This window comes from Glutamicibacter sp. MCAF14 (assembly GCF_052114325.1).
In the GTDB taxonomy this organism is placed as follows: domain Bacteria; phylum Actinomycetota; class Actinomycetes; order Actinomycetales; family Micrococcaceae; genus Glutamicibacter; species Glutamicibacter arilaitensis.
Window position 1 is genome coordinate 275,202 of record NZ_JBFREO010000005.1, and the last position, 25,449, is coordinate 300,650.

Genomic DNA, 25,449 nt, shown 5'->3' on the forward strand with positions numbered 1-25,449 from the left:
CATTATGTGATGAATAAATCGACTTGTGTCGATGTGCAGCGCCTCGACGTCAGACGTGGAAAGTCATTGGTCCTGGACCAAGTGGACTTCCAGCTCTCGCCCGGACGGATCATCGGCTTGCTCGGCCCCAGCGGCAGCGGCAAGAGCACCTTGCTGCGCAGCATCGTGGGCAACCAGATAACCAGCGGCGGAGCCGTCACGGTTCTCGGAAAACCAGCGGGGCACAAGTCCTTGCGCAACCGCGTCGGCTACATGACCCAGTCAGCGAGCATCTACGAGGATTTGAGCATCCGGCAGAATATCGCGTATTTCGCCAAGATCCTCAGGCAGCCATCAGCTGAAGTGGACCGCGTTCTGCACACCACGGATCTGGCCGGCCAAGCTGGCCACCTGGGCCGGGACCTGTCCGGCGGCCAGCGCAACCGGGTGTCGTTGGCCATCGCGCTGCTCGGATCCCCGGAAATCGTGATCCTGGATGAACCCACCGTGGGTTTGGATCCGGTGCTGCGTGCGGATTTGTGGAAAATGTTCTCGCAGCTGGCGGCCACCGGCTTGTGCCTGGTCGTCTCCAGCCATGTCATGGACGAGACCATGCGCTGCGATGAGATCCTGCTGCTGCGCGAGGGAAAGCTGCTGGGCCAGATGACCCCGGCAGCGCTGATGGAATCAACCGGTGCGGAAAATCCCGAAGATGCGTTCGTTTCCCTCATCGCCGCTGGCGGAACCAAGCAGGTGCCAACGCAGCCTGCGCCCGCGCCGAGGCATCGGGCAACGCCAGGAGGCGAAGAGCGATGAACAGGACACTGGCCACCGCCGGGCGGGTCCTGGCCCAGGTGATGCACGACCCGCGGACCATCGCGCTGATGCTCCTGGTGCCCAGCCTGCTGATCGGTTTGATCGCATGGATTTTCACCGAGACCGATGCCTTCAGCCGCATCGGCCCGGCAATGATCGCGCTGTTCCCATTCGTGGTCATGTTCCTGGTAACCAGCATCGCCACGCTGCGCGAACGGCGCAGCGGAACCCTGGAACGGCTGCTGAGCATGCCGCTGGCCAAGGGGGAATTCATCTTCGGCTACGCGCTGGCATTCACTCTGGTTGCCATCGTGCAGACGGTCATCGCGGTCAGCTTCGCGATCTGGGTTTGCGGCTTGCATATCGAAGGCCAGCTCTGGCTGCTCTTCGCAGTGGCCGCCCTCGATGCGTTGCTGGGCATCAGCCTGGGCCTGATGGCAAGCGCCTTCGCGCACACCGAATTCCAGGTGGTGCAGTTCATGCCGGCGCTGGTCATCCCCCAGTTCCTGCTGGCCGGCATCATCCTGCCCCGAGAACAGCTGCCCGGGGCGCTGCAAGCCATTGGGGACTGGCTTCCGCTGTCCCACGCCATCGATGCTCTCTCCGATGCCGCAGCCGGAACCACGGATTCGGCGACGGCAATCAACATGCTGCTTATCGCCGCATGGATTGCCGCCGCGCTGCTGATCGGCTCGCTGACATTGCGCCGGCGAACCGCCTAGCGGCTAGGAGATGGACACCGGGGTGTCCATCACCCGGCCCTCTGCAACTTCACGCACCTTGCCGGTGATCCAGAAGTCCTCGCGCGCCGCGAGGTCCTCGCTGCTGGAGCCCACCAGCGCGGTGAACTTGCCCGGTTCCACAATCCGCTTTCCGGACAGGCCGGTAAACGAGGTGCGGTCCGCGTGGACCGTGAAGGCGACCCGCTTGGACTCCCCCGCCTCCAGCTGCACCTTGGCGAAACCGACCAACCAGCGGCGTGGACGCACCACCTGCGACACCGCATCAGCCAAGTACAACTGCACCACTTCAGCCCCGCCGCGCGCTCCGGTATTGGCTACGGAGGCGCTGATCTGGATCGTGCCGTCGGTGGCGATTTCCTTCTCCGAGAGTTCCAGCTCGGAAATTTCGAAGCCGGTGTAGGAACTTCCGTAGCCGAAGGGGTACAGCGGGCGGGGATCCAGGTTGGTCACGCCCTCGGTATGCCATGCCAGCTTGGAGGCCAGGTAGGTGCCCGGCTGCCCGCCGACATGGTTCGGGATCTGCACAGGCAGCTTGCCCGAGGGGTTGACGTCTCCGGTCAGCACGCCGGCCAGCGCCGGCCCACCCTCTACGCCAGGCATGAAGCACTGGATGATGGCGGCGGTTCGATCGGCGAACTTGCCCAGCGAGTACGGGCGTCCGGTCACCATCACCAGCACGGTCGGGGTTCCGGTAGCCAGCACGGCTTCCACCAGCTCGCCCTGGCGTCCGGGCAGGCTCAGGTCAACGACATCGCAGCCTTCCCCTGAAGTGCCCCGGCCGAAGAGGCCGGCCAGGTCTCCGACGGTCACTACCGCGACCTCGGCGTTGCGGGCCGCTTCGACGGCCTCAGCGATGCCCGAATCATCCAGGTCGGTGAAGTCCACGCCGCGGGCGTACTCGATCTGCGAACCGGCGAGCGCAGGTTCCTGCTTCAGCGCCTCGAGGATCGAAACCATCGGCACGCCATAGTCCTGCTGCTCGGCGAAGCGCGAGTAGACGTGGTTGGTGAAGGAATAGCATCCCAGATGGGTGCGCGGCTGCGAGGCGCTGGGGCCGATAACTGCCAGGCGTGCAGGATTGCGCAGGGGAAGGATCTGCTCGTTGCGCAGCAGGATGATCGATTCCTCGGCCATCTTGCGGGCATGGGCCCGGTTATCGGCCGAGTCCAGTTCCACGTCTTCGCCCAGCCAGGCCTTGCGTGGGTTCCAGTCAGGATCCAGCAGGCCCATCTGCAGCTTCTGGGCCAGCACGCGGCGCACCGCGGTGTCCAGGACTTCTTGGTCGAGGGCTCCGGAGCGTACGGCCTGGGCGAGGTTGGCGAAGGCGGTGGTCTCGGGAAGCTCTACATCCATGCCCGCTTCCAAGGACAGCAGCCCTGCCGCGTCCTCGTCTTCAGCTACTTCATGCATGCTGTGCAGGAAGCTGACCGACCAGTAGTCCGCTACGACGGTGCCGTTAAAGCCCCAGCGGCCGCGCAGCACCTCGGTGAGCAGGCGGTGGCTGCCAGCTGGCGCTTCGCCGTCCACGTCGGCATAGGAATTCATCACGGATTTCACGCCGGCTTCGCGCACGGCGCGTTCAAATGGCGGGAAGACGGTATCTTCCAGCGCCCGCGGACCCATGGAGACTGGCGCGTGGTTGCGTCCTGCTTGGGAGGCGGCATAGCCGGCGAAGTGCTTCAAGGTGGCGTGCACCCCGGAATCCTGCAATCCGCGCACGTAGGCCACGGCCAGTTCGCCCACTAGGTGCGGGTCCTCGCCCATGGTTTCTTCCACCCGGCCCCAGCGGTAGTCCCGGGTGACGTCCAGGACCGGGGACAGGCCTTGGTGCACGCCCATCTTGAGCATGTCGGCTCCGATGCGCTGGGCCATGGAGCCGATGAGATCCGGATTGAAGGTGGCGCCCCAGGCGATGGATGCCGGGTAGCAAGTAGCGCCCAGGGTGGTGAAGCCGGTGAGGCATTCCTCGTGGGCAATGGCCGGGATGCCCAGCCGGTTTGCGGCAATGACCTGTTCTTGGAGCTCCACGAGGCGTTCACGGCCCTCGGCCGGAGTCAGCGGGACGGTGCCGAAGGCGCGGGTGATATGCCCCAGGCCGTCCTTGATGGCGGTTTCGAAGCTGGGGCCGCTAGCGAAGGTATCGGCCATCGGCGCGACATTGCCTTCACCGTCCTGGTTCTCGTTCTCCGGGCGGATCCAGAATGAGCCCAGCTGCCCGGCTTTTTCTTCCAGGGTCATTTCCTTCATGAGCGCGGCGATGCGCTGTTCGGCAGGAAGGGAGGTGTCGTGCCAGGTTTGCTCGACGGTTTTCATGGCTGTTCCTTGTCTTCAAAGTTGTCTAGTGCTTCAGGCGGGCCGGATCAGCCCTTGACTGCGCCCTGCAGTCCGTTGACGATGCGCTTTTGCATGGCGAGGAAGAAGATCAGCGCCGGGATCATCGCCAGTGCGGTGAACGCGAAGACGCCGGCGGTATCGGCCGAGTGCTCGCTGGAGTAGTCGGCCACGCCCAGCGGCAAGGTGCGCATGTCCCCCTGCAGCAAAAGCAGCGGCAGCAGGTAGGCGTTCCACGAGCCGACGAAGGCCAGCACGCCGACGGTGACCATTCCCGGTCCGGACAGCGGCAGCAGGATCTTCCAGAAGAAGCCGATGCGGCTTGCGCCATCGAGCTGGGCGGCTTCTTCCAGTTCCTGGGGCAGCGCCATCAGGAAGGGGCGCAGGATCACGACGGTCATCGGCAGCGCGAAGGCGGCCTGGGGCAGGGCGACGCCCCACCAGGTGTTGCCCATGTTCAGGTCGCGGGAGATCAGGATGAACAGCGGAACGATCGCCACGGTCGCCGGGAACAGCAGGCCGAGCACGAAGACCATGAAGATCGGTTCACGCAGGCGGAACTGGTAGCGGGCCAGTGGATAGGCGGCCATGATTCCGAAGACCACAACCACCACGGTGGTGATCACCGCGATCATCGTGGAGTTCAGCGCGTACTGCCAGAAGTCCGGGTTCTTAAGTACCCCTGCGTAGTTATCCAGCACCCACGGTGCGGGAAGCCCTGCGGGGTTCTCGGCCAGCTGCGCATTGGTGCGGAATCCCCCCAGCACTCCGTAGAGGACTGGCCCCAGGGTGATCGCCACGACTGCTAGGGCGATGGCGTAGACCAGGACATTTCCGCCCTGACTGCCATTGCGCTTCTTGGCGCGTTTTGCCTGGGCGGGGGTGTGCTGCGGGCGGGTGGCTAAGCTGGCGCTCATGCTTTGACCTTCTTCTGCTTCGGGCGCTCGTCATCTGGCTGCGTATCCCGCTTGAGGATGAACTGCTGGTAGGAAATGGCCAGGACCAGGGCGACGACGAACAAGATGACCGAGGCGGCCGCGGCAATGCCGAAGTTCTGGCGCTTGGTCCCTTCCGAAACCAGGAAGGTGGCCATCGTGGTCGTGGCGTTGGCCGGGCCGCCGCCGGTGAGGATCCAGACCATGTCGAACAGCTGCAGCGAGCCGATCATGGACAAGAACCCCCAGGTGCGCAGCGTGGGACCCAGCAGCGGGATGGTGATCTTGCGCTGGATCTGCCACCAGGAGGCCCCGTCGATTTCGGCTGCTTCGTAGAGCTCGGAGGGCACGCCCTGCAGCCCGGCGAGGAACAGGATCACTGCCAGGCCCAAGTACTTCCAGGTCAATACCGCCAGCACCGTCCACAAGGCCAGCTCCGGAGTGCCCAGCCAGCCTTGGGCCGGCCCGTCGATCCCGAGCTTGTTCATGATGGTGTCGATGACACCGTACTGCGGCTGCAGCAACTGGAACCAGACAACGCCGGCAATCACTTCGGAGAGCACATAGGGCACGAAAATGATGGTGCGCAGCAGGGACTGGATCTTCATCTTCCGGTTCAGCAGCAGCGCGATGCCCAACCCTATGGGCAGCTGCAGGGCAATGGAGCCGCCGATGATGATCAGGTTGTGGACCAGCGCATCGGTGAACACCTCATTGCCCAGCACCCGCACGTAGTTCTTGAGGCCCACGAAGTCCACCAGCGGGCCGAAGCCCTTCCAGTTGTACACCGAGAAGCGCACGGCCTGGATGATGGGTACGAGCATGAAGACCGCGATCAGCAGCAGCGCTGGAGACACGAAGAAGAAGATCTCCAGGTTCTTGCGCTTATCTGCCGGCTTGCGTGGGCGCTTCGCGCCCTTTTGCGGTTGCCGCGCATCCGCCTTGGCGCGTTCACGCTCCGGCAGCTCGCTTGTGCCGCGTGCTGATGCGTCAGCTGCGTAGGTTACTTCTTGGGCCACGGTGGGGATCACTTCTCCAGGTCAGCGGCATCTTGGCTGGCGTCGACGATCTTCTGGGCGTCGGACTGGCCGGCGAAGAGCAGGGCAATCTCGTCATTCATCGCGCCGCCGATGGAAGCGCCGAAGGCGGTGTCGAAGTACAGCTGGAAGTATGGGGCCTTATCGCGCACGTCCATCAGCGAAGCCAGGGCAGGATCCGAGATGGCGCCCTTGGCCGCAGGGTTGGTTGGAAGGCCCATGTCCAATTCGGCGAAGCCGCGCTGGACCTCGTCGGAGAGCATGTACTTCACGAAGTCCACTGCTGCATCAGGTGCGCCCTCCGATACGGCCCACGCGTCGCCGCCGCCGAGCTGGGCAGCAGGGTCGCCCTGGCCGCCTTCAATTTCCGGGAATGGGAACCAGCCGGTGTCATCGCCCATGCCCTTGCCATCTTCAGTCAGGCCCTGCATGACGCCTGGCTCCCAGTGGCCGGCCAGTTCCATGGCGACCTTGCCGGTGGCCAGCAGGCCGGAGGCGGAGGTCGGTCCGGACTGTGCCGGGGTGGAGAGGAATCCGGGGTTGAATGGCTCGGCCTTGATCAGCTGGTCCACGTCTTCGCCTGCCTTGGTGAAGCACTGGTCGCTGAAGTCCAGGTTGGCGATGGAGTCAGCCATGGTCTGCTGCGAGCATTCGCGCACCGCGGCGTAGTACCAGTAGTGCGCTGCTGGCCACTTGTCGCCTGCACCAACGGAAATCGGATCAATGCCGGCCTTCTTCAGCTTTTCGGTAGCGTCAATGAGCTCACTGAAGGTCTGTGGAGCCTTGTCGATGCCGGCTTCCTTGAACAGTGCCTTGTTGTACCAGAACCCCGCCCCGCCCAGCGAGAATGGCAAGGCGTAGGTCTTGCCCTCCAGCTGCCAGCCGCCGGCGTTCTCGCCGAGGAAGGCGATCTCCTCGGATGCCGCTTTGGTCAGGTCCTTGGTCAGTCCGGCGGCCACGTGAGCTGCCAGCTCTCCGCCGCCGCGTTCCATGTAGACATCCGGGGCATCGCCGCTCTGGAAAGCTGCATCGAGCTTGGTGAGCATGTCTTCGTGCTGCATGGCGTTGACTTCAACATCCACCCCTTCATGGGCGGCTTCGAAGTCGGCGGCGACCTTCTCGTAATAGGCCTTGCCATCTCCGTTGTTGGAGTTGTGCCACCAGGTGATGGTGGTCTTTCCATCGGCCGGCTTCTCACCTTCACCTCCGCCTGCGCCAGCGACGCAGCCGGTGGCTAGCAAGGCGGTGGTGGCGGCCAGCGCCAGGATCTGCGCACCTCGGGTCTTGGATAACATGCTCGTGCTCCTCAGCTGTGATGATGACCTGTCCACAAGGTGCGGCAGGCGAATGGCTTCACCAAGAATTGCACTGTGATGCGTGTCATGTCAATCGTTTTCGATAACGTTTTCGAAATCCTTTGCGAAAACGTTATCGATACCCTCTGAATAAAACGTCATGAGCGCTGAATGTCCCGGAATTACGCGAGAGTTTGCGCTACTGTTAGTCGAGTGATGACCCCTGAGACCTCAAACCCCGAGATGGCCCAGACCTTGCAGAGCCGGCAGCCCGTCGAAACGTCGACCGGGCGCGCAACCATCAACGATGTGGCACGCGTTGCGAAGGTTTCGGTGTCCACCGTATCCAAGGTGGTCAATGGACGGTACGGGGTAGCTCCGGCGACGATCGCCAAAGTCCATCAGGTCATCAATGAACTAGGCTACGAGACCTCGCTGGTGGCATCCTCGCTGCGCAGCACCCGAACCAACATCATTGGCATCCTCGTTGCCGAATTCGAGCCCTTCTCCCTGGAATTGCTCAACGGCATTTCCGCCACCCTGCGCGGGACCCAATATGACCTGATGGCCTACGCAGGCAACCTGAGCCCCGAAGGCCACGCCGGCTGGGAACGCCGCTCGCTGTCCCGATTGGGTGGAACGCTCATCGACGGTGCCATCATCGTCACCCCTACCGTGGAAATCCCGCATAGTTCGGTCCCGGTCATCTCAATTGATCCGCATACCGGCGTGGATATGCCGATTTCCATCGATGTCGACAACTACGGCGGCGCCTACACCGCCACCTCGCACCTGCTGGAACTGGGCCATCGCCGCATCGCACATATTCGCGGACGCGAGGATCTGCAATCTGCGCACCTGCGCGAACAGGGCTACCGCCAAGCACTGGAAGATGCCGGAGTGGAGATTGAAGAACAGCTGGTCCACCACGGCGACTACCAGCATGAAGCTGCAGTGCTAGCGGCCCATGACCTGTTGGATTTGCCGCATCCGCCGACGGCCATTTTCGCCGCCAATGACCTTTCGGCCCTGGCCGCCCTGCAGGTGGCCGGCGAGCACGGGCTGCGCATCCCCGAGGACCTGTCCATCATCGGCTTTGATGACATCCCGGCCGCCGCGCAGTCCACTCCCCCGCTGAGCACCGTACGCCAGCCGTTGCACGAAATGGGCGCCCACGCGGTGAAAATGCTGCTGGGCCTGCTCGCCGGGGAAGAGGTCGAGTCTCCGGGCGAATTCCCGGCGGTGCTGGTTCCGCGCAAGACCACTGCGGCACCTGACCGCGGCTGAATGCAATAAAAATGCTGCCCTCCATGCGTGGAGGGCAGCATTTCTGCGTGAAAATCCAGGACTGAAGGGCTACAGGCCCAGCTCATCCTTGCCATAGGCAAACAGGTAAGGCACGCCAGCTTCAGATTCGATGCGTTCCTTCGCGCCGGTGTCGCGGTCCACGATCACGGCAACGGCAATCACGTTGCCTCCGGCCTTGCGCACGCCCTCGACTGCGGTCAGCGCCGAGCCACCGGTGGTGGAAGTATCTTCCAGCACGATGACATCCTTGCCTTCAACGCTCGGGCCTTCGACCTGGCGGCCCATGCCGTAGGACTTCTGCGCCTTGCGGACCACAAAGGCGTCAACAGCGCGCTGCTTGGCGCGTGCGGTGTGCATGATGGCGGTACCCACTGGGTCCGCGCCCATGGTCAGACCGCCAACGTTGCTGAATTCCAGCTTGGCTTCATCAAGCAAGTCGAGCATGACCTCGCCGACCAGGCCCGAGGCTTCCTGGTGCAGGGTCACTCGGCGCAGATCGATGTAGTAATCTGCTTCCTTGCCCGAGGACAAGGTGACCTTGCCGCGCACAATGGCTAGTTCTTGGATCAGTTCTTTTAGTCGCTCACGGGCGCTGGTTTCGCTCATACCCTCGATTCTAGTCGGGATCATGGCTAGGCTGATTTCATGAACGCAAAACGCCCCTTGGGTTACTGGTTGAAATTGGTGGATTCGCTGATTGACGAGCAGTTTGCAGCGACTCTCGAAGAACACGGTGTGACACGCCGGCAGTGGCAGGTGCTCAACTTGCTTGAGCAGCAGCCGGCCACCGAGGCACAGCTAGGCGCTGGCCTTTCCCCATTCTTCGCATCTCCTGATGAGCCGCAGTCATTGAAAGAGCACTTGGCCGAGCTGGTGGAATCCGGTTGGATTGCAGCCGAGAATGGCGAGTACTCGATCACCGATCGAGGCCACACCTCACTGCTCAAGCTCAGTGAACTTGTGGAGAAGATCCGCACGCAGTTCGGGCAGGATCTGGATGGTTCCGAATATGACGCGGTTGTCGAAACCTTGGAGAAGATCGCCCGGAACCTGGGTTGGGAGCCGGAGCAGGATCAGCAATAGCCGCTCGGGGAATTATTGAGAACAGATTAACTTTCGCTGAGTCCCCTGCGTAGCGCTACCCTCGTGCGATGACGCATGCCTAGGATTAGAAGCATGCGTGAACTGCAAGCAAAGATCATTGAAGAGCTGGGCGTGCGCCCGGAAATCGACGCCGCCGAAGAAATCCGCCGTCGCATCGATTTCCTCAAGGACTACCTCGCCGCTACCGGGGCCAAGGGTTTCGTGCTGGGCATCTCCGGCGGCATAGATTCGACGCTGGCCGGCCGCTTGGCGCAGCTGGCGGTTGAAGAAGTGCGCGAAGCTGGCGGGAATGCCCGCTTTGTGGCTGCCCGCCTGCCCCATGGCAAACAGCGCGACGCCGCCGACGCCCAGGCCGCGATGGATTTCGTGGCTGCCGACGAGCAGTTCGAAATTAATATCGAAAAGCCTGTCGCCGCTTTCGACGAAGCCTTGGCTGATGCCGACCACAAGGCACTAAGCGATTTCAATCGCGGCAATGTCAAAGCCCGTGCCCGCATGATCATGCAGTATGCCTTGGCCGGTGACCGCGGAATGCTGGTTTTGGGTACCGACCATGCGGCCGAATCAGTGACCGGATTCTTCACCAAGTTTGGTGATGGCGGCGCCGATCTCCTGCCGCTGGCAGGCCTGAATAAGCGCCAGAACCAGGCACTGCTTCGCGAACTGCAGGCCCCGCAGCAATTGTGGGCCAAGGAACCCACCGCGGACCTGCTTGATGGCCAGCCGCTGCGTGCAGATGAAGACGAGCTGGGCCTGACCTATCCACAGATCGATGATTACCTGGAGGGTCGCGAAATTGATCCTGCTGCGGCTGAGGCCATTGAACGCCGCTTTACCGGCTCACGCCACAAGCGCACCATTCCGGCAACGTATTGGGACAAGTGGTGGCGCCCCTAGCGGTTAGACCAGACCGGTAATTTCCTTCAGTGCTTGAACATGTTGTGCAAAGGCCTGGTGCCCGGATGAAGTCAGCTTCGCCCAGGTACGAGGCCTTTTGCCTACATACCCTTTTTTGATGTGGACATAACCGGCAGCTTCCAGTGCACTCAGGTGGCGGGATAGCACGGAGTCAGAAATTCCAATGGCTTCTTTCAACGATTTGAAATCCGCCTCATCCACCGCGTGCAAGGAACCCATCAGGGACAGCCGGACGGGGTTTGAGAAATCGTCATTCAACCGTTTGCGAGCATGCGCACTCATTTGCGCACCATCGCAATTCCGGTCAGGCACAAAGGCGCGGCGACAACGAGACCGATGAGAACCGTCATGCCCCAGCCCATCGGACCGGCTGCAATCAGAGCCACTGCGACTGCATAAAGCACCAAGCTCAAGATAAATCCGCGGAGGTACTTCTTGGAGTACCCTCTCGGCAATGAACGGTATAGCCGGGCATAGGCCAAGGACATTGCTACAACACCTATGACAAACAATGCGGTGATGACCATGAATCCGACGAAGTTCGCCTCAGGAGAATAGACCTGCAGCAGGGCGGCCAAAGCGCCGAACAGCAATCCCAAGATAATGGCATAGGTGCCCAGCAGCCTGGCCCCGAATTCCGATGCATGCTGCATCGAGCGCTGCGCTATGCCTAGTGCGGCCAGCTGCTCCTCTGGACTCATTTGCTTGTCATCACTCATTTGCCGGACGCCTTAAGGGGCTTTTGCTGACGCTGGGCCTGAATGGAAGTCATGGCCATGCAGATCGCCATGAAAATTCCCATGCCGACGAAGATCAGGAAGTTCTGGCCGGTGGCGTAGGCAGTCAATGCAATCGCCACGAAAACCAAACCCGCTGCAATGACGATCGCGACGTACCACGCCTTGAATGACATTTTCATTGTCCTGCTCCTTCGACTTGAATCTTCCGGATGCCATCAGCATAACAAGTACTTTCTAGTTTGGAAAGTACTTTTTTGTTTCCAATTCCGGCGACCCTGAGAATTCAATCCCTCAAAGCGCAATGCATCACCCCTGTCATTGGCTGTCCATTGCAAATACCTTTTTGCCAACACCCAGCTCGCCCGCGAGGAACGTTCTTCCAAACATTAGGAAGTCCAAGTATATTGTTGGTCTAAGTCTTCTTTTGGGGGTACACAATGACTTCACCGCTGCCTCGCGATCCGATCGCGCAAGCGAGAGAACAGTGGATTTCTCATGGTTGGACAGCCGAGGCCGACTCCATGGCCGCAATTACCGCGGTGATGCGCACAGCATCAATTTACTTGCAGCGAGCCGATGCCATCCTCAAGCCGCACGGACTGACTTTTGCCCGGTTTGAAGTGCTCGCTCTGCTCGGCTTCTCCAAGCGCGGCTCCCTCCCGATGAGCCGGGCCAGCCAACTCTTGCAGGTTCATGCAACCAGTCTGACCAACTCGGTAGACCGGCTGGAGGCAACCGGGCTGGTACGGCGCATCGCGCACCCAACGGACGGGCGCACCCGGCTTTTGGAGCTCACGGCCGCAGGCCAGCAAGTGCTGCCTGCGGCACGCGATGATCTCAACGAAAAGCTCTTCGCCCAAAGCAATCTCTCTGGCACTGATGCCACCGAACTTTTCGAAATCCTGGCCCGCTTGCGCAAAGCCTCCGGAGATTTCCTATAGCGACCCATCACGAATCGCGTTGATGATCCCCGAGAAATCGGTTCCGGAATTGCCTTCTTCGCTGAACTTCCGGTACAGCGCCGCAGCCAGTGAACCCAGCTGGGCGTCGGTATCCGTATGCTCCAGCGCGCTCGAGGCGAGACCCAGGTCCTTGGCCATCAGCGCCGCGGCAAACCCCGGCTGGTAATCACGGTTGGCCGGCGATGCAGGCACGGGTCCGGGTACCGGGCAATTGGTGGTTACCGCCCAGCACTGCCCCGAAGCCGAGGAAATGACGTCATAGAGAGCCTGATGCTCCAGCCCCAGACGTTCGCCCAGCACGAAGGCTTCAGCGGCCCCGATCATCGAGATGCCCAGCAGCATGTTGTTGCAAACTTTGGCGGCCTGGCCTGCGCCGTAGCCGCCGCAGTGCACAATTCGCTTGCCCATATGATCCAGTACCGAGGTAATTTCCTCCAGGTCCTCGCCTTGGGCACCGAGCATGAAGGTCAAGGTCCCGGCCTCAGCTCCAACCACGCCTCCCGACACCGGTGCGTCAGCGCTTCGATGCCCAGCTTCAACTGCCAGCGCAGCAGCTTCGCGCGCCTGGGATACATCGATGGTCGAGCATTCCAAGAAGAGCGTGTTGGGCTTGGCGCTTTCAAGCAGATACTCGCGATAAGCATCGAGCACATGCTTGCCCGAAGGGAACATGGTGAGCACGATATCCACGTCGACAGCCGCCTCGGCTCCGGTAGCTACGGTCTGGATTCCAGCGTCTTGGGCGGCTTGCACCGCAGCTGGGACCACGTCAAATCCTTTGAGAACGTAGCCGGCCTTGTGCAGGTTAATGGCCATTGGCAGGCCCATATGACCCATGCCGAGGAATCCGATGACTGGTTTTGCGCTCATGAGCGACTCTTTTCCTCTAGATCTTTACCGAGTTGTGCGAAGTTCAGTTCTGCTCCCGGCAGTGGTGCCAGGTGCCGTTGCGTGCGTTGCTCATGGCTCATTGAGGGAATCGCCTCGGTCCACTGCGGGTTGCGGTCCTTGTCGATAACTGCCGCCCGAATACCTTCGGCCAGGTCCGGATCATCAAGCCGGTGCACGGCCGCCCGGTATTCGCGTTGCAGGTCTGTCCGCAAATCCGCTCCAGCAAGGCGCATGAGCTCCTCAACCAGGCGCACCGAGCTCGGACATGCGGCCTTCAACGCCTGCTGCGCGTCGCGCGCTGGCGCAGTGCCGTACTGCTCCAGGGCCAGCAAGACCGCCGGGGTGCTTGGCTCTTCGAAGGCCTGCACCCATTCCTCCTGCAAGAAGCCAGGCTCCGGGATTTCTGCATAGTTCGCCAGCACGTCCACCACGGGACGGGTTTCAAGGTCCGCGAGCAAGCTTTCAAGCCGATCGCGCGGCACGTAGGAGTCGGCAAGCCCCAAGGAAATGGTGTCGGCCGCCCCGAACTTGATCCCGGTCAACGCCGCCAAGCGGCCGGCAGCATGTGGTGCGCGAGCCAGCAGATGCGTTCCGCCGACATCGGGGAAGAATCCAATGCCAACCTCTGGCATGCCGCAGCGGCTGGTTTCGGTCACGATTCGATGGCTGCCGTGGGCCGAGATGCCAATGCCTCCGCCAAGGACAATTCCATCCATCAGCGCAATGTAGGGCTTGGGGTATTCGTCAATCATGACGTTGAGCTGATATTCGATGCGCCAAAAGTCAGCCGAAGCACCGCTTCGATCCAAGATATCGCGGTGGATCGCAACGATGTCTCCGCCTGCGCACAGTCCTCGTTCACCTGCGCCCATAACCGCCACCTGGGCAACATTCGGATCATCTTTCCATTCCAGCAGGGCATCGAGAATGGTGCGGCACATGTCTGCATTCAGCGCATTCAGTGCCTTTGGACGATTCAGCGTAATGAGCCCTAGAAGCCCCCGGCGTTCGGTTAAAATCTCAGGCAACTAGCTCTCCTTTGAGTGATTGAGGTCACCTACTAGTGTCGAATATACTCGGACTTCCAACTAAATTGAAGTGGCACAAGACAGCAAACTTGATAGGTTGAACTAGTGAAGATTGCAACCTGGAATGTGAACTCGCTTCGAGCCCGCGCCGACCGTGTTGAGGATTGGCTGCGACGTACCGATGTAGACGTCCTGGCTATTCAGGAAACGAAGTGCAAGGACGATAATTTCCCTTGGGAATTGTTTGAGAATAACGACTACGAGGTAGCGCATTTCGGCGTCAACCAGTGGAATGGCGTTGCCATTGCCTCTCGTGTCGGTCTTGAGAACGTTGAACGCACTTTCCCTGGACAGCCGGAATTCGGCAAGGGTGGAAAGAACCCGATCCAAGAGCCGCGCGCCATTGCCGCAACCTGCGGCGGAGTGCGTATCTGGAGCCTGTACGTACCCAATGGACGTGCCTTGGACGATGAGCATATGGGCTACAAGCTGAATTGGCTGGATGTGCTAAAAAAGGAATCCGCGGGCTGGCTGGAAGAAAACCCGCAGGCCCAGATTGCTCTGATGGGCGATTGGAATATCGCGCCAAAGAACGAGGACGTCTGGGATATCGACTTCTTCGTCGAGAACAACCTGACCCACGTATCCACGCCTGAACGCGCTGCTTTCGCTGCCTTCGAGGATTTGGGATTCACCGATGTCGTGCGTCCGCACACCGAAGGCGAATACACCTATTGGGATTACACGCAGCTGCGTTTCCCCAAGGGTGAAGGGATGCGCATCGATTTCTCGCTGACCTCACCTGCCTTAACGGCACGCGTCATCTGGGCGAGCATCGACCGCGAAGAACGCAAGGGAAAGGGCGCCAGCGACCACGCGCCAGTTATCGTGGAGCTGGCCGACTAGCCATGACGCCAAAGATGACTGGGCCCGCCGCAGAGCTGACCGCCGCCACAGCGCACCTTCGCGTCTACGAGCCGCTGGACACTTTCGAGGATTGGGCCCAGTCCATCATTCTGCGCACCCCGCAACGCACCGCCGAGCAGTGGGATGCCTTTGAAAACGAGCGGCTCTGGAGCCGCACGTTGCGCAATGTCTCGGACCCGTACCCGCACAACGAGCCAGAGTTCTTCCGCAGTGCAAAGATCTTGGACTACCAAGGCACCGAGCACACTCGCTACTGCCCGGGTCAGCTGCAGGCACGGAGCTTACTGGCCGCTGAGCAGGCCGAAGAAGCCATGCGAGCTGAAGTATTCGACCTCTTGGTTCCCCCGGTCGCACGGCAGGCCAATTCGCAACGTGTCGATACCGACCGCCTGGCCAATGACCTGACACACCTGCACACGAGAACGTCATCCTGGGGCATCCCGCTGGGCTGGTTTGCCCTCTTCCGCGAGGATGATGAGCACGACGTGGTGCACAACGGCGAGCATCTCAAAACCGTTCGGATCTACGCCAGCTACGAGCAGGCCATCGACCGCTTGGCTTGGGCTGTTCAGGCCCTGGCAACCCACGCGCCCCAATCACAGCTCTTTGAAGAGCTTGGCAACCTCGGAAGCTGGCTGGAGGCCTTCGACAGCCGTTCGCTCATTGAACTGGATTATGGCCTGCTGGCAGAAATCGTATGGCCCGACGATTCCGCGAGCGATCTGATGCACGGCATTCAGGCGTTGGAAGACGAAGACATGACCAGCGCTGCGGCTGCGTATCGCAGGCTGAGCAATCGGTGGATTGGGCCGCGGCAGCTTGGCCGCGCAAACTAACTTGCTCTAGAAACAGCAAAAGCTCCGGATAACCGGAGCTTCTGTTTATTGAGCGACCCTGACGGGACTTGAACCCGCGACCTCCGCCGTGACAGGGCGGCGCGCTAACCAACTGCGCTACAGGGCCTAGTGTTTTGAATAAATTCAAGTCACACAGTAAAACCCTCGGGATAAACCGAGGGCCTGCGTGGCTCCGACCGGCGTCGATCCGGTGACCTTTCGATTTTCAGTCGAACGCTCTACCAACTGAGCTACAGAGCCTGGCACCACTAAGTGGACACCAAATTTACTATTAGAATAGTAAATTGAGCGACCCTGACGGGACTTGAACCCGCGACCTCCGCCGTGACAGGGCGGCGCGCTAACCAACTGCGCTACAGGGCCTTGCTTTCGCAAGCCAATGGATTTCTCCATCTGACAACCATAAATGGTTGTTTGTACCCCCAACGGGATTCGAACCCGTGCCGCTGCCGTGAAAGGGCAGTGTCCTAGGCCGCTAGACGATGGGGGCCTAAGTTGTTCGCTTCGTTTTCTTGCTCTCCGTAGCGGACTCCAATAACTATACGCAGTGTTTTTTGCTTTTGCAAAATCGACACCTGGACGAGTTTCACCCATGCCAAATCGGGTGCGCGCGCCTAGTCTGGAAGCATGCTTTTCGAGATGGGCGACGACGAATTCCAGGCTCTGGTGGAGCAGGCTATCGAGGCCATCCCCAAGGCCGCATTCGCGATGATGGACAACGTTATTTTCTTCATCGAGGACGAGTACACACCGCTTCCCGGTGAGCCCAAAAACCCCGAAATCTTAGGCCTATACGAGGGTATTGCGCTTACCGAACGAGACCTGGACTGGGGCGCCGGCGCCTTGCCGGACAGGATTACCATCTTCAAAAATCCGACCCTCCGGGCCTGCGAAACTCGAGAAGATGTGGTGCGAGAAATTGGCATTACCGTGATGCACGAGGTGGCTCATCACTTCGGCATCGACGACGCCAAATTGCATGATTTAGGGTGGTCATAGCCGCGAAATCAGAAAAATTAGTCTTGAGATCTGCCTCACAAAAATAGTGGGTTTCTTCGGGGATTCTCGGCGGAACGTTTCTCGGACCGGCGAAACAGGATCACCCGGCCACGCACTTCACCCTTCCTTGCTGGAAGCTTTCGCGTTGCCGCACTCCGCAGTCCGACTCCTTGGCCCGCTGAGCGAGCGGTTGCCAAAAGCACATTCACCCGACGTGCGAGTTCTTCGATCCCTACTCCCCGCCGGGAGCGAAAGTGCGGGCCCACAGAGCAGGCAAATCGAGTGCCCAAACGACTCCGACAGCTTGCTGAAAACCTATACCTTTTAAGGGCACCGTTTTGAAGGCCTTCCTCCACCCTCTGCTGCGCGTTACCGAACCGTCATGCTCGTCACCGATCCGGTAACAGCAGAAGAAATAAGTCTGGGCTATTTTCCAGCCTCATTTATCAGGCACCCGAGAGCACAATTACCACTATCTGCGCAGATCACCATGAAAATTCCGGATTGAATTACATAGATGGGATTCATGTGACTGATGTGAACAGTGTTGCCAAGCGTGTCTTAATTGGCCTAATGTGCTATTTGGAGTCTTATCCGAATCGTGACCTACGCACGCGCGAATGTCACGGCTCAAGCGCTCCTGTCATCCAAGTACTTAGTGAGGAACGATATGGCTACTCGCCACACGCTCGGTGTTGCTGCAAGCACCCTAGCCCTAGCGGTGTCCTGCCTTGCAGGCGCTTTGCCCGCTTCCGCATCTACTTCAGCTTCATTCCCTGCGTCTGTGGCTATCGCCGCCGCACCAAGTTCTTCCGCATTGCCTTCGGAGGCAGAAGTTCAGGAAGCTAAGAAGGACAAGGCTTCGACTAACGCGATGATTGCGCGCATCGAAGCCTCGCTTGCTTCCAGCCGCGCTGAACTGCAGCGCGTTGAGACCGAGGCTGCTCAAGCCCAGGAATCTCTGCTCACCGCAGGCGAAGAGCGCGATCTGCGCACCGCCGCAGCCGAGAAGGCCGTTGAGCAGCTCGAATACGCAAAGACCTACCTGGAGCAGAGCCGCCAAGACTTGGGAGCGATCGCTTCCGACATCTACCGCAACGGCGCTGGCACTTCGACCCTGAGCCTGCTTCTGGATGACGATCAAGAAGGCGACCTGTTCTACAAGGCCGCTACCATCGACGCATTGAGCGAGCAGAAGGTTCAGTCCGTCAACACCGCTACCGAAGCCGAAGGCCTCGTTTCAGCTTGGCAGGAATACGCTGACGCCGCACAGAGCGCCGCCGAGGAAGCTGCAGCAAACTACGATGCCGCAGCAGCGACCGCGAACAGCACCCTGTCCACCTATGAAGCCGCGATTGAACCTGAGCAGCAGCTGCGCGACGAATTGATCGGCCACCTTGCTACTTTGAAGCAGAAGGAAGAAGCCGAGGTTCGCAAGGCCGTTGAAAAGCGCGAAGCCCAAGAGCAAGAAGAAGCTCTCAAGGAAGCTATCGCCGAGGAAGAAACCACCAAGGTTCCGGAGCCAACTGAAGATTCCGTTCAGCCGCTCTCGGTTGAAAAGCCGCAGGAGCTGGAGCAGACCGAACCTGAAACGGAATCGGTCAAGCCAAAGCCTGAAAAGGTCGAAGAGGAAGCGGAAGCTGCAGAGCCTAAGCCGGCTCCGTCCGTGGAACCGACTAAGTCAGCCGAGCCAAAGCCAACCAAGACGGCCGAACCTAAGCCAACCAAGACGGCCGAGCCAAAGCCAACCAAGACGGCCGAACCTAAGCCAACCAAAACGGCCGAACCTAAGCCAACCAAGACGGCCGAGCCAAAGCCAACCAAGACGGCCGAACCAAAGCCTACGAAGTCCGCTGAGCCTAAGCCAACGAAGACTGCTGAGCCAAAGCCAACCAAGACGGCTGAACCTAAGCCAGAGCCGAAGCCAAAGGTCACCCCTAAGGCCACGCCAAAGCCAACTCCGAAGCCAGAGCCTAAGCCGGAGCCGAAGCCTGAGATTGCTCCGCAGTCCAGCAACTACTCTGCAGCCATCTCCTGGGCCTTGAACACCGCAGCGGATCCGAGCAAGTACTACGTCTACGGCGCCAATGGCCCCGATGCGTTTGACTGCTCGAGCTTCTCGCAGCGGGCGTTCGGCAAGTCCGGCATCAGCCTTCCGCGCACCTCGTCCCAGCAGTTCGCCAGCGCACCGCAGTACGTATCGCTGAGCAACTTGCGCGTAGGCGACCTGGTGTTCTCGTCCTCCAACGGCGGTTCCTCGTTCTACCACGTAGCCATCTACATCGGCAACGGCCAGGTAGTCCATGCCCGCAACCCGAGCGTCGGCATCTCGGTGACCCCGCTGAGCTACGTCAATAACCTCTACCCGAAGGCCGCTCGCTACTAAGCGCAGGACCTTTCAGCAAGAAGGCCACACACCCAATGGGTGTGTGGCCTTCTTGCATGCAGCCTGCAAGGGCGCTGCTACTGCTCCTGCGCCCGCGTATCGAAATCCTTGCGGTCCTCCAGACGAGGGTCCTCGGAGTCTGGTACGACCATCACTGGCCCCTTTGAGTGGTGAAGGACGCCCTGCGAAGTCGAACCCAGCAGCATCCCGGTAAATCCACCACGGCCCCGCGAACCGGTCACGGTCAGCACCGCATGCTCGGATTCGCGGATCAGCACCTCGACAGGAGGACCGGAAACCACGTCGGTTTCCATCTTCAGGTCAGGGTAGTGCGATGCCAGCCACTTGGTGCCCACACTCATTTGGTAGCGCACATCTTCAAGGACGGCTTCTTGGTCCACAGTTGCCGGCATCCACGCCAGCGCTGCTCCCATCGGCGGCACCGCGCAGATCAAGCGCAGTGTCAGGCTACCGGCCATGGCCGCATCCGCGGCCGCCAGCACGGCTGAACGAGCACGATCAGAACCGTCAACGCCCACCACAATGCAGTTGCGATCCGACGCAACGGCGGCACCAGCATCTTCCTGCTCCTTGGCCATCGCCAATGGGACCACCACGGTCGGGCACTTGGAGTGCGCTGGCAGTGCCGAGGAGACCGAGCCAAGCAGGCGCCCGACGAAGCCGCCGCGGCCGCGGGTTCCGACAACTACCAATTCTGCATCCTGGCTCAGATCCAGCAGCACCCCCGATGGGTCGCCGGATTCGATATAGGTGCGGATGGTTGCCGTGCTGCCTTCCAGGTCTGCGCGGGCCTGGCGCACGATGTCTTCGGCTCCCCCGCGGATCAGGTCATCATCCAAGGTCGAGTAGCCCGCGTCCATGGAGGACGCGGCAAATACCGGGATGGTGTAGGCGGAGACGATATTCAATACGCTCCCGCGTCGTACCGCTTCGCGTTCGGCCCAGCGCAAAGCGCATTTGCTCTGCTGGGAGCCGTCCACGCCGACGACAATTCCTTCAATCTTCTCTGCTGCGACTGGTGCTTCGTCACTCATCAGACTCGCTCCTCAACTACTACCTCAGATATGACAGGATGTGATTTCCCTTACCACCAATGTACTTGCTTCCGCAGTTCTTGGTGTGAGTTGGGTCTAAAGATTTCGCGTACAGCCTACTGGTCGCGAGCTCCGATATGAATCGGCAACTGAAACGACATAGAATTTTCCCATGTCCTCCTCCACAAAGACCGCGTCCGGGACTACTATGGGCGCACGCATCGACCGATACTTCAAGATTTCGGAACGGCGTTCAACGTTCTCCACCGAAGTCCGCGGCGGCATCGCCACGTTCTTCGCGATGAGCTACATCGTCGTCCTCAACCCCCTGGTCCTTTCCGGGGCCGACTCCTCGGGCGGCGAGTTGGGCATCCAGCGCGTTGCCGCTGTCACGGCCTTTGTGGCCGGCATCCTAACCATCATCATGGGCATCTGGGCCCGCCACCCGTTTGCCATGGCCACCGGCCTGGGCGTGAACGCCTTCGTCGCGATCACCGTGGCCACCAACCCCGAACTCACCTGGGCTGATGTCATGGGTCTGGTGCTCATCGCCGGCGTGGTCATGTTCGGACTGGTGCTCACCGGCTTCAGAACCGCGGTCTTCAATGCGGTTCCGGCCGGGCTGAAAACCGCGATCGTGGTGGGTATCGGCATGTTCATTGCGCTCATCGGCCTGGTCAACGCCGGCTTCGTGCAGCGCCTTCCGGATGCCGCAAACACCACCGTACCGGTGGGACTGGGCTTTGACGGCGAGCTGCTCGGCTGGCCGATCCTGGTCTTCATCGTCGGCCTGCTGCTGACCATGACCCTGGTGGTCCGCAAGACCAAGGGCGCGATCCTGATCGGCATCGTCGTCTCGGCCGTACTGGCCAACATCCTCGAATCCGTCTTCCACATCGGCGAATTCGAGTCCCGCTCCTGGTCGCTGGTGGTTCCTTCCATGCCGGACTGGACCCTACCTGACCTGTCGCTGATCGGCCAGGTCAGCATCTTCGGTGCCTTCAGCAAGATCGGCGTCACCGCCGCGTCGCTGCTGGCCTTCGTCATCCTGCTCTCGATCTTCTTCGACGCCATGGGCACCATGGTGGGCCTGGCCTCCGAGGCCGGCTCCATGGACGAGAACGGCCAGATCCCCGACGTGGACAAGGTCCTGCTGGTCGACGCGGCCGGTGCGATCGTCGGCGGCGGTACCTCCAGCTCCTCGGCGCAGATCTTCGTGGAATCCGGTGCCGGCATCGGCGAGGGCGCACGTACCGGCCTGGCCTCGGTAGTCACCGGCCTGCTGATGATCGCAGCGATGTTCCTCAGCCCGCTGATCTATCTGGTGCCTTTCGAAGCCGTCGCCCCGGCGCTGGTAGTTGTCGGTTTCATGATGATCACCCAGGTCTCCAAGATCGATTGGAATGACTGGGGCATTGCGCTGCCGGCTTTCCTGACCTTCACCCTGATGCCATTCACCTACTCGATCGCCAACGGCATCGGTGCTGGCTTCATCTCCTACGTCTTCATCCGTGCCACCCAGGGCCGCGCCAAGGAAATCCACCCATTGATGTGGGTTGTTTCCGCTGCGTTCGTGCTGTTCTTCGGTATCGGCCTGATCGAAATGTGGGTCGGGGTCAAGTAGCCTCGAAACGCGTCAAACGCTCCGCCACTGCTTCGGCAGCGGCGGAGCGTTTTTCATTTTAGCCATCAGGAACTGGCTAGGATGGGCAGTATGAACCAGCAGCTGAACACCACCGGGCAGTGGATCCAGGTGACCGCAGGATTGAAGAACCCCTCGATGCGCCGGCTTCTGGGTGCGGTCTTGAGCGGGGAAGGAACCGGAGAAGCTCCTGGCAAGTCCGAACGCAAGGACTTGGAGCGCTGGGCCAGCATCGGGCTTTTGCGCCAGGAGCCTTCCGGCTGGGTGCTCAACGACGAGCTGCTGGAACAGACTTTGGCATCCGCCGCGGCTGCGAAGGCAGATCGCACCGGTATCCGCCGCTACTTCGACGGGCACCGGCTGCATACCCTGCCGGCAAAGCCAGCGGACCGCCATGAAGTGCTGGTCTACCTGCGCAATGCGGTCATTGATGCGCAGGAAGAACTGCGCGAGGAGCAAATTAATGAGCGGCTGCGGGTCTTCCACCCGGATGTGGCGCTGCTGCGCCGCTACATGGTGGACCACAGCCTGCTGCTGCGCGCCGCTGACGGGTCGGGTTACCGGAAGGGCAGCGAGAACTAGTCGGTGATCGCCGTGGCACCGACAGCAAAGCGCCGTACTGCGTCGCCGGCCACCAGCTGCGCTGGCAGCGGTGCGGTGCGCAGGCTGCGTTCGAATGCCGGGCCGAGCTTGGGCGGTTCGTCGCTGGCCAAGAACACGATGTTGCCATAGCGGCGCCCCTTGAGCATCGGCGGGTCGGCAATCATTGCCACATGCTCGAAGACTTCCAGCAGCGTTGCGGCTTCCGCCTTGGCGCCGGCCAGATCTGCGGTATCCCCGCAATTCATGAGGTACACCCCGCCGGCATCCAGCACGCGCTGGGCTTCACGGGCGTAGGCCACGGTGGTCAGCTCGCGCGGGGTGGTGCTTCCGGCGAAGACATCGCGGATGATCACGTCGCGGCTTGCATCGCTGAGCGTGGGCAGGACCTGGGCGGCATCCCCTACGCGCAGGCGCACCAGCGGGGCGCGTGGAATTTCAAAGTGCACGCGGACCAGTTCGGCCAGCTTGGCATCCAATTCCACCACGACCTGGCGTGCATTCTCGTAATTGGCTGCGACCCAGCGGGCCATGGAGCAGCCGCCACCGCCTAGATGGAGCACCCGCAGCTTGCGTGCGCGTCCGTCGAACTGTTCGGCTGGCATGCCGATGGTGAACACCGGTTCCATCCAGCGCATGTATTCGAAGTCGAGGTAGTTCGGGTCTTCGAGATCCACATGGGAGGACGGTACTCCGTTGACCTTCAGGATATAGCGGCTGGCGCCATAGGCATCTGCCTCAATGATCGCGGTCCCGGTGTCAATCGGAAATTCTCCGAGCATTGAATCCTTGGTATCCCTAGCCACGTGCGCGCACCATTCGTTCTTCGATTAAGCCTTGCCAGCTGCCAACCAGCGCTTCGCTGGTTCCGTCATGGGTGAAACCTTGCTTCGCAAAGAAGGAACGGGCCCGGTCGTTGCCTTGCATGACCCAGACCAGCGCATCTTGTTCGCCGATCACCACATCGAACAGGTGCTTGCCCAGACCGGTACCGTAGTACTCCGCTAGGACGTAGAGCATGCCCACTTCGATGCCTACCCCGGCATCTTGGTCTTCTTCAATGGCCGGTGTTCCCCCGGCCAGTCCGATGATGCGTCCATCGCGGTCTTCGGCAATGAAGAATTGCGCTCCGGAGGCCAGTCCGCGTTCCCACCAAGCAACTTGGCCATCAAGCTGGCCTTCGTGGTGGGCGAAAAAGGATTCATCGCGTAGTGTCGCGTAGGCTTCCCGCCAGGCTTGCAATTTCATTTGCAGCGCTGGGCGGACGTCTTCTTCGGCAGCTAGTCGTATTCGGTAGTCGTTCATTTGCGGCACACCTCTAGCCTACGGCAGCGCCTTGGCTAATTTCCTCCAACGCACCCGGTTGCCCTCCTACTAAAGTAGTATTGCGGACTCTCCAAATGTTTGAAAAACTGCTTATCTGGTAGTAAATATTGTGCGAAAAGGGGGTCGGGCTTGAACCGAAATATAAAATACGCTGCTTTGACCGGTGGCCTAGTCGGTTCCCTGACCCTAACTATCAGCCTTTCTTCGACCTTCTGGGTAATTTTGCTCGGTTGTGTACTGCTAGCTGCTGGCTTCAGCATTCTGGCCAGATTCGAACGTTTCTGGGGACCTGCTGAACCGGACCATTACTACTACATCGTCCCGATGCTCGTTGGTCCGGTAGTCGCAGGCCTAGTGCGCAATACCGACTATGCCCTGTGGGTCGGCCCGCCGATAGGCGTGCTTTGCGGGCTCGGCGTGTACTTCCTGATCATGAAGTCTCCGCCGTTCAAACCGGAGGAAAGCGAAGAACTCGAAATCGAGCTTCACGACCATCACCGGATTCGCTAGCCTCTTACAGCACTCGTGCCAGCGCGAACCCATCCCAGCCTTTGGCCCCTACGGTCTGCAGCGCGGTAGCTGAAACACGCGGGTCATCACGCAACCACTGCAATGAATCCTGGACTCCGCGCACATCCGCTTCTTGCGTCCCATGATCGGCCGCGGCATCCAATATTGCTCCGCTGCGCACCACGTTATCCAGCACCACCACCGTGCCTGGCCGCGCCAGATCCATGGCAAGTTCGAGATAGCGCACGTTATTACGCTTATCCGCATCGATAAAGATCAGGTCGAAAGCTGCGCTCTTCCTGGAAATCAACGATTCCATGGACCCTTGGGCTGCACCGAGCTTGATTTCAACACGTTCCGAAAGGCCGGCTCGCTGCAGATTCTCACGGGCAATCGAGGCATGCAGCGGTTCGAATTCGCAGCTGATCACGGTACCGGATTCTCCAACACCCTTGGCCAGCCAGCTGGTCGAGTAGCCACCGAGCGTTCCGATTTCCAGCACTCGACGTGCACCGGTGATCTCGACGAGCAGCTGGAGGAACTTGCCTTGTGCCGGGCTGACTTCAATCCGCGGCAACCCGGCATTGTGCGCATGCTCGCGCCCTGCTTCCAGGGCATCAATACGAAGTCCCAGGCGCTGTTCCAAATATTCGTCGACTGCCGCCGCGTGATGGTCGGCTGAATGGTGGATCATGACGACGTTCTCTCCTCACTATCTTCAATAGCCTTCTCCAGCCGCTGAAGTTTCCCGTCGAGTTCGCCCTCGTAGCCTGGGCGGATGTCGGCCTTCAACACCAGTGAAACGCGCGACCCAAAACGTCCAGCGGCCATCGTGGCCTGCTTGACGACCTCCATCACCTCATCCCATTCGCCTTCGATCTCGGTAAACATGGAACTGGTGCGGTTGGGAAGCCCTGAATCGCGGACGACTTTCACCGCTTCGGCCACAGCATCGTGGACCGAACCATTGGGGTTGTCATTACTCGGGGCTACGCTGAAAGCTACAATCATGCTTCCACTGTCTCACTGCTCCTCAGGCTTGTCATCTGCCTTCAGCCAA

28 protein-coding genes and 4 tRNA genes are annotated in these 25,449 nt (G+C 60.5%); 13 read left to right on the top strand and 19 right to left on the bottom strand.

Annotated elements, in window-relative coordinates; translation table 11 throughout:
- Positions 1–9 precede the first annotated feature (9 nt).
- Positions 10–795 carry an ABC transporter ATP-binding protein gene (locus AB4Y71_RS13320; protein WP_441720982.1) on the top strand — a complete coding sequence of 262 codons (786 nt, stop codon included), beginning with the start codon at positions 10–12 and terminating at the stop codon, positions 793–795.
- Positions 792–1,517: an ABC transporter permease gene (locus AB4Y71_RS13325; RefSeq protein ID WP_441687918.1), complete on the top strand. Its 726-nt coding sequence runs from the start codon at positions 792–794 to the stop codon at positions 1,515–1,517. The genes AB4Y71_RS13320 and AB4Y71_RS13325 overlap by 4 nt, the downstream gene beginning before the upstream one ends.
- Before the next feature lie 3 nt (positions 1,518–1,520).
- On the opposite strand, the gene AB4Y71_RS13330 is transcribed toward AB4Y71_RS13325, so the two are convergent.
- Genes AB4Y71_RS13330 through AB4Y71_RS13345 form a run of 4 tightly spaced genes read right to left on the bottom strand, consistent with a single transcriptional unit; the run spans position 1,521 to position 7,136 of the window.
- Entirely contained in the window at positions 1,521–3,851 is a 2,331-nt protein-coding gene (locus tag AB4Y71_RS13330) for a glycoside hydrolase family 3 N-terminal domain-containing protein (RefSeq protein WP_441720984.1), read from the bottom strand.
- Positions 3,852–3,898: 47 nt separating this feature from the next.
- Entirely contained in the window at positions 3,899–4,786 is an 888-nt protein-coding gene (locus AB4Y71_RS13335; RefSeq protein ID WP_102598725.1) for a carbohydrate ABC transporter permease, read from the bottom strand.
- Positions 4,783–5,823, bottom strand: coding sequence for a carbohydrate ABC transporter permease (locus tag AB4Y71_RS13340; protein ID WP_417364606.1), 1,041 nt, complete (start codon positions 5,821–5,823; stop codon positions 4,783–4,785). The genes AB4Y71_RS13335 and AB4Y71_RS13340 overlap by 4 nt, the downstream gene beginning before the upstream one ends.
- An 8-nt stretch (positions 5,824–5,831) precedes the next feature.
- Complete coding sequence (locus AB4Y71_RS13345) at positions 5,832–7,136, bottom strand: extracellular solute-binding protein (protein WP_441720986.1); 1,305 nt, start codon at positions 7,134–7,136, stop codon at positions 5,832–5,834.
- A 216-nt stretch (positions 7,137–7,352) separates the two neighbouring features.
- On the opposite strand from AB4Y71_RS13345, the gene AB4Y71_RS13350 reads away from it, so the two are divergent.
- On the top strand, positions 7,353–8,423 hold the full coding sequence (locus AB4Y71_RS13350) for a LacI family DNA-binding transcriptional regulator (RefSeq protein ID WP_441720988.1): 1,071 nt from the start codon (positions 7,353–7,355) through the stop codon (positions 8,421–8,423).
- A 69-nt stretch (positions 8,424–8,492) separates the two neighbouring features.
- Here AB4Y71_RS13350 and pyrE read toward each other — a convergent pair whose 3' ends face one another.
- Entirely contained in the window at positions 8,493–9,050 is a 558-nt protein-coding gene (gene pyrE, locus AB4Y71_RS13355) for an orotate phosphoribosyltransferase (RefSeq protein ID WP_180993125.1), read from the bottom strand.
- A 39-nt stretch (positions 9,051–9,089) separates the two neighbouring features.
- Between pyrE and AB4Y71_RS13360 the strand changes: the two genes are divergently transcribed.
- Both AB4Y71_RS13360 and nadE read left to right on the top strand, forming a co-directional pair.
- Positions 9,090–9,527 carry a MarR family winged helix-turn-helix transcriptional regulator gene (locus AB4Y71_RS13360; RefSeq protein ID WP_013347585.1) on the top strand — a complete coding sequence of 146 codons (438 nt, stop codon included), beginning with the start codon at positions 9,090–9,092 and terminating at the stop codon, positions 9,525–9,527.
- 93 nt (positions 9,528–9,620) lie between these two features.
- A complete protein-coding gene (nadE, locus tag AB4Y71_RS13365) occupies positions 9,621–10,445 on the top strand; it encodes an ammonia-dependent NAD(+) synthetase (RefSeq protein WP_441720990.1) in 825 nt (274 codons plus the stop codon).
- A 3-nt stretch (positions 10,446–10,448) separates the two neighbouring features.
- Here the strand turns inward: nadE and AB4Y71_RS13370 are convergent, their stop codons facing one another.
- The 3 genes from AB4Y71_RS13370 to AB4Y71_RS13380 are packed head-to-tail and all read right to left on the bottom strand — an operon-like array spanning position 10,449 to position 11,385.
- Positions 10,449–10,748 (bottom strand): winged helix-turn-helix domain-containing protein, encoded by a 300-nt coding sequence (locus AB4Y71_RS13370; protein ID WP_441720992.1) that lies wholly within the window; start codon positions 10,746–10,748, stop codon positions 10,449–10,451.
- On the bottom strand, positions 10,745–11,185 hold the full coding sequence (locus AB4Y71_RS13375) for a hypothetical protein (RefSeq protein ID WP_441720994.1): 441 nt from the start codon (positions 11,183–11,185) through the stop codon (positions 10,745–10,747). The genes AB4Y71_RS13370 and AB4Y71_RS13375 overlap by 4 nt, the downstream gene beginning before the upstream one ends.
- A complete protein-coding gene (locus AB4Y71_RS13380) occupies positions 11,182–11,385 on the bottom strand; it encodes a hypothetical protein (protein ID WP_441720996.1) in 204 nt (67 codons plus the stop codon). The genes AB4Y71_RS13375 and AB4Y71_RS13380 overlap by 4 nt, the downstream gene beginning before the upstream one ends.
- A gap of 258 nt (positions 11,386–11,643) precedes the next feature.
- Here AB4Y71_RS13380 and AB4Y71_RS13385 point away from each other — a divergent pair, with 258 nt between their 5' ends.
- On the top strand, positions 11,644–12,147 hold the full coding sequence (locus AB4Y71_RS13385) for a MarR family winged helix-turn-helix transcriptional regulator (protein ID WP_417364611.1): 504 nt from the start codon (positions 11,644–11,646) through the stop codon (positions 12,145–12,147).
- Here AB4Y71_RS13385 and mmsB read toward each other — a convergent pair.
- Together mmsB and AB4Y71_RS13395 are read right to left on the bottom strand one after the other, a co-directional pair.
- Complete coding sequence (gene mmsB, locus AB4Y71_RS13390; protein ID WP_013347579.1) at positions 12,142–13,038, bottom strand: 3-hydroxyisobutyrate dehydrogenase; 897 nt, start codon at positions 13,036–13,038, stop codon at positions 12,142–12,144. The two genes, AB4Y71_RS13385 and mmsB, sit on opposite strands and share 6 nt — an antisense overlap.
- Positions 13,035–14,087, bottom strand: coding sequence for a 3-hydroxyisobutyryl-CoA hydrolase (locus tag AB4Y71_RS13395; RefSeq protein WP_441720999.1), 1,053 nt, complete (start codon positions 14,085–14,087; stop codon positions 13,035–13,037). Before AB4Y71_RS13395 ends, mmsB begins: the two co-directional genes overlap by 4 nt.
- A 105-nt stretch (positions 14,088–14,192) precedes the next feature.
- On the opposite strand from AB4Y71_RS13395, the gene AB4Y71_RS13400 reads away from it, so the two are divergent.
- Both AB4Y71_RS13400 and AB4Y71_RS13405 read left to right on the top strand, forming a co-directional pair.
- Positions 14,193–14,993, top strand: coding sequence for an exodeoxyribonuclease III (locus AB4Y71_RS13400; protein ID WP_441721001.1), 801 nt, complete (start codon positions 14,193–14,195; stop codon positions 14,991–14,993).
- Between the two features lie 14 nt (positions 14,994–15,007).
- Complete coding sequence (locus AB4Y71_RS13405; protein WP_417364613.1) at positions 15,008–15,850, top strand: hypothetical protein; 843 nt, start codon at positions 15,008–15,010, stop codon at positions 15,848–15,850.
- Positions 15,851–15,903: 53 nt separating this feature from the next.
- Here AB4Y71_RS13405 and AB4Y71_RS13410 read toward each other — a convergent pair.
- From AB4Y71_RS13410 to AB4Y71_RS13425, 4 genes are all read right to left on the bottom strand, one after another.
- Positions 15,904–15,977 (bottom strand) — tRNA-Asp (locus AB4Y71_RS13410).
- Positions 15,978–16,038: 61 nt separating this feature from the next.
- A tRNA-Phe gene (locus AB4Y71_RS13415) sits at positions 16,039–16,111 on the bottom strand.
- Between the two features lie 49 nt (positions 16,112–16,160).
- Positions 16,161–16,234, bottom strand: a tRNA-Asp gene (locus AB4Y71_RS13420).
- Positions 16,235–16,288: 54 nt separating this feature from the next.
- Positions 16,289–16,361, bottom strand: a tRNA-Glu gene (locus AB4Y71_RS13425).
- A gap of 137 nt (positions 16,362–16,498) precedes the next feature.
- Here AB4Y71_RS13425 and AB4Y71_RS13430 point away from each other — a divergent pair.
- Complete coding sequence (locus tag AB4Y71_RS13430) at positions 16,499–16,870, top strand: metallopeptidase family protein (RefSeq protein WP_013347575.1); 372 nt, start codon at positions 16,499–16,501, stop codon at positions 16,868–16,870.
- A gap of 670 nt (positions 16,871–17,540) precedes the next feature.
- Entirely contained in the window at positions 17,541–19,256 is a 1,716-nt protein-coding gene (locus AB4Y71_RS13435; RefSeq protein WP_441721004.1) for an NlpC/P60 family protein, read from the top strand.
- Between the two features lie 77 nt (positions 19,257–19,333).
- Here the strand turns inward: AB4Y71_RS13435 and AB4Y71_RS13440 are convergent, their stop codons facing one another.
- Positions 19,334–20,311, bottom strand: coding sequence for a universal stress protein (locus tag AB4Y71_RS13440; protein ID WP_013347573.1), 978 nt, complete (start codon positions 20,309–20,311; stop codon positions 19,334–19,336).
- A gap of 172 nt (positions 20,312–20,483) precedes the next feature.
- Here AB4Y71_RS13440 and AB4Y71_RS13445 point away from each other — a divergent pair, with 172 nt between their 5' ends.
- Both AB4Y71_RS13445 and AB4Y71_RS13450 read left to right on the top strand, forming a co-directional pair.
- A complete protein-coding gene (locus tag AB4Y71_RS13445) occupies positions 20,484–21,935 on the top strand; it encodes an NCS2 family permease (protein ID WP_441721007.1) in 1,452 nt (483 codons plus the stop codon).
- 90 nt (positions 21,936–22,025) lie between these two features.
- A complete protein-coding gene (locus AB4Y71_RS13450; protein WP_441721010.1) occupies positions 22,026–22,535 on the top strand; it encodes a DUF2087 domain-containing protein in 510 nt (169 codons plus the stop codon).
- On the opposite strand, the gene AB4Y71_RS13455 is transcribed toward AB4Y71_RS13450, so the two are convergent.
- Both AB4Y71_RS13455 and AB4Y71_RS13460 read right to left on the bottom strand, forming a co-directional pair.
- Positions 22,532–23,335 (bottom strand): spermidine synthase, encoded by an 804-nt coding sequence (locus AB4Y71_RS13455; protein ID WP_134781243.1) that lies wholly within the window; start codon positions 23,333–23,335, stop codon positions 22,532–22,534. The two genes, AB4Y71_RS13450 and AB4Y71_RS13455, sit on opposite strands and share 4 nt — an antisense overlap.
- A gap of 16 nt (positions 23,336–23,351) precedes the next feature.
- Positions 23,352–23,858, bottom strand: a complete 507-nt coding sequence (locus AB4Y71_RS13460) for a GNAT family N-acetyltransferase (RefSeq protein WP_134781244.1) — start codon at positions 23,856–23,858, stop codon at positions 23,352–23,354.
- A gap of 150 nt (positions 23,859–24,008) precedes the next feature.
- Between AB4Y71_RS13460 and AB4Y71_RS13465 the strand changes: the two genes are divergently transcribed.
- Positions 24,009–24,389 (top strand): hypothetical protein, encoded by a 381-nt coding sequence (locus tag AB4Y71_RS13465; RefSeq protein ID WP_134781245.1) that lies wholly within the window; start codon positions 24,009–24,011, stop codon positions 24,387–24,389.
- A 4-nt stretch (positions 24,390–24,393) separates the two neighbouring features.
- Here AB4Y71_RS13465 and AB4Y71_RS13470 read toward each other — a convergent pair whose 3' ends face one another.
- A complete protein-coding gene (locus tag AB4Y71_RS13470) occupies positions 24,394–25,083 on the bottom strand; it encodes an O-methyltransferase (RefSeq protein ID WP_441721014.1) in 690 nt (229 codons plus the stop codon).
- Positions 25,080–25,400, bottom strand: a complete 321-nt coding sequence (locus tag AB4Y71_RS13475; protein WP_102598733.1) for a thiamine-binding protein — start codon at positions 25,398–25,400, stop codon at positions 25,080–25,082. The genes AB4Y71_RS13470 and AB4Y71_RS13475 overlap by 4 nt, the downstream gene beginning before the upstream one ends.
- Positions 25,401–25,449 lie beyond the last annotated feature (49 nt).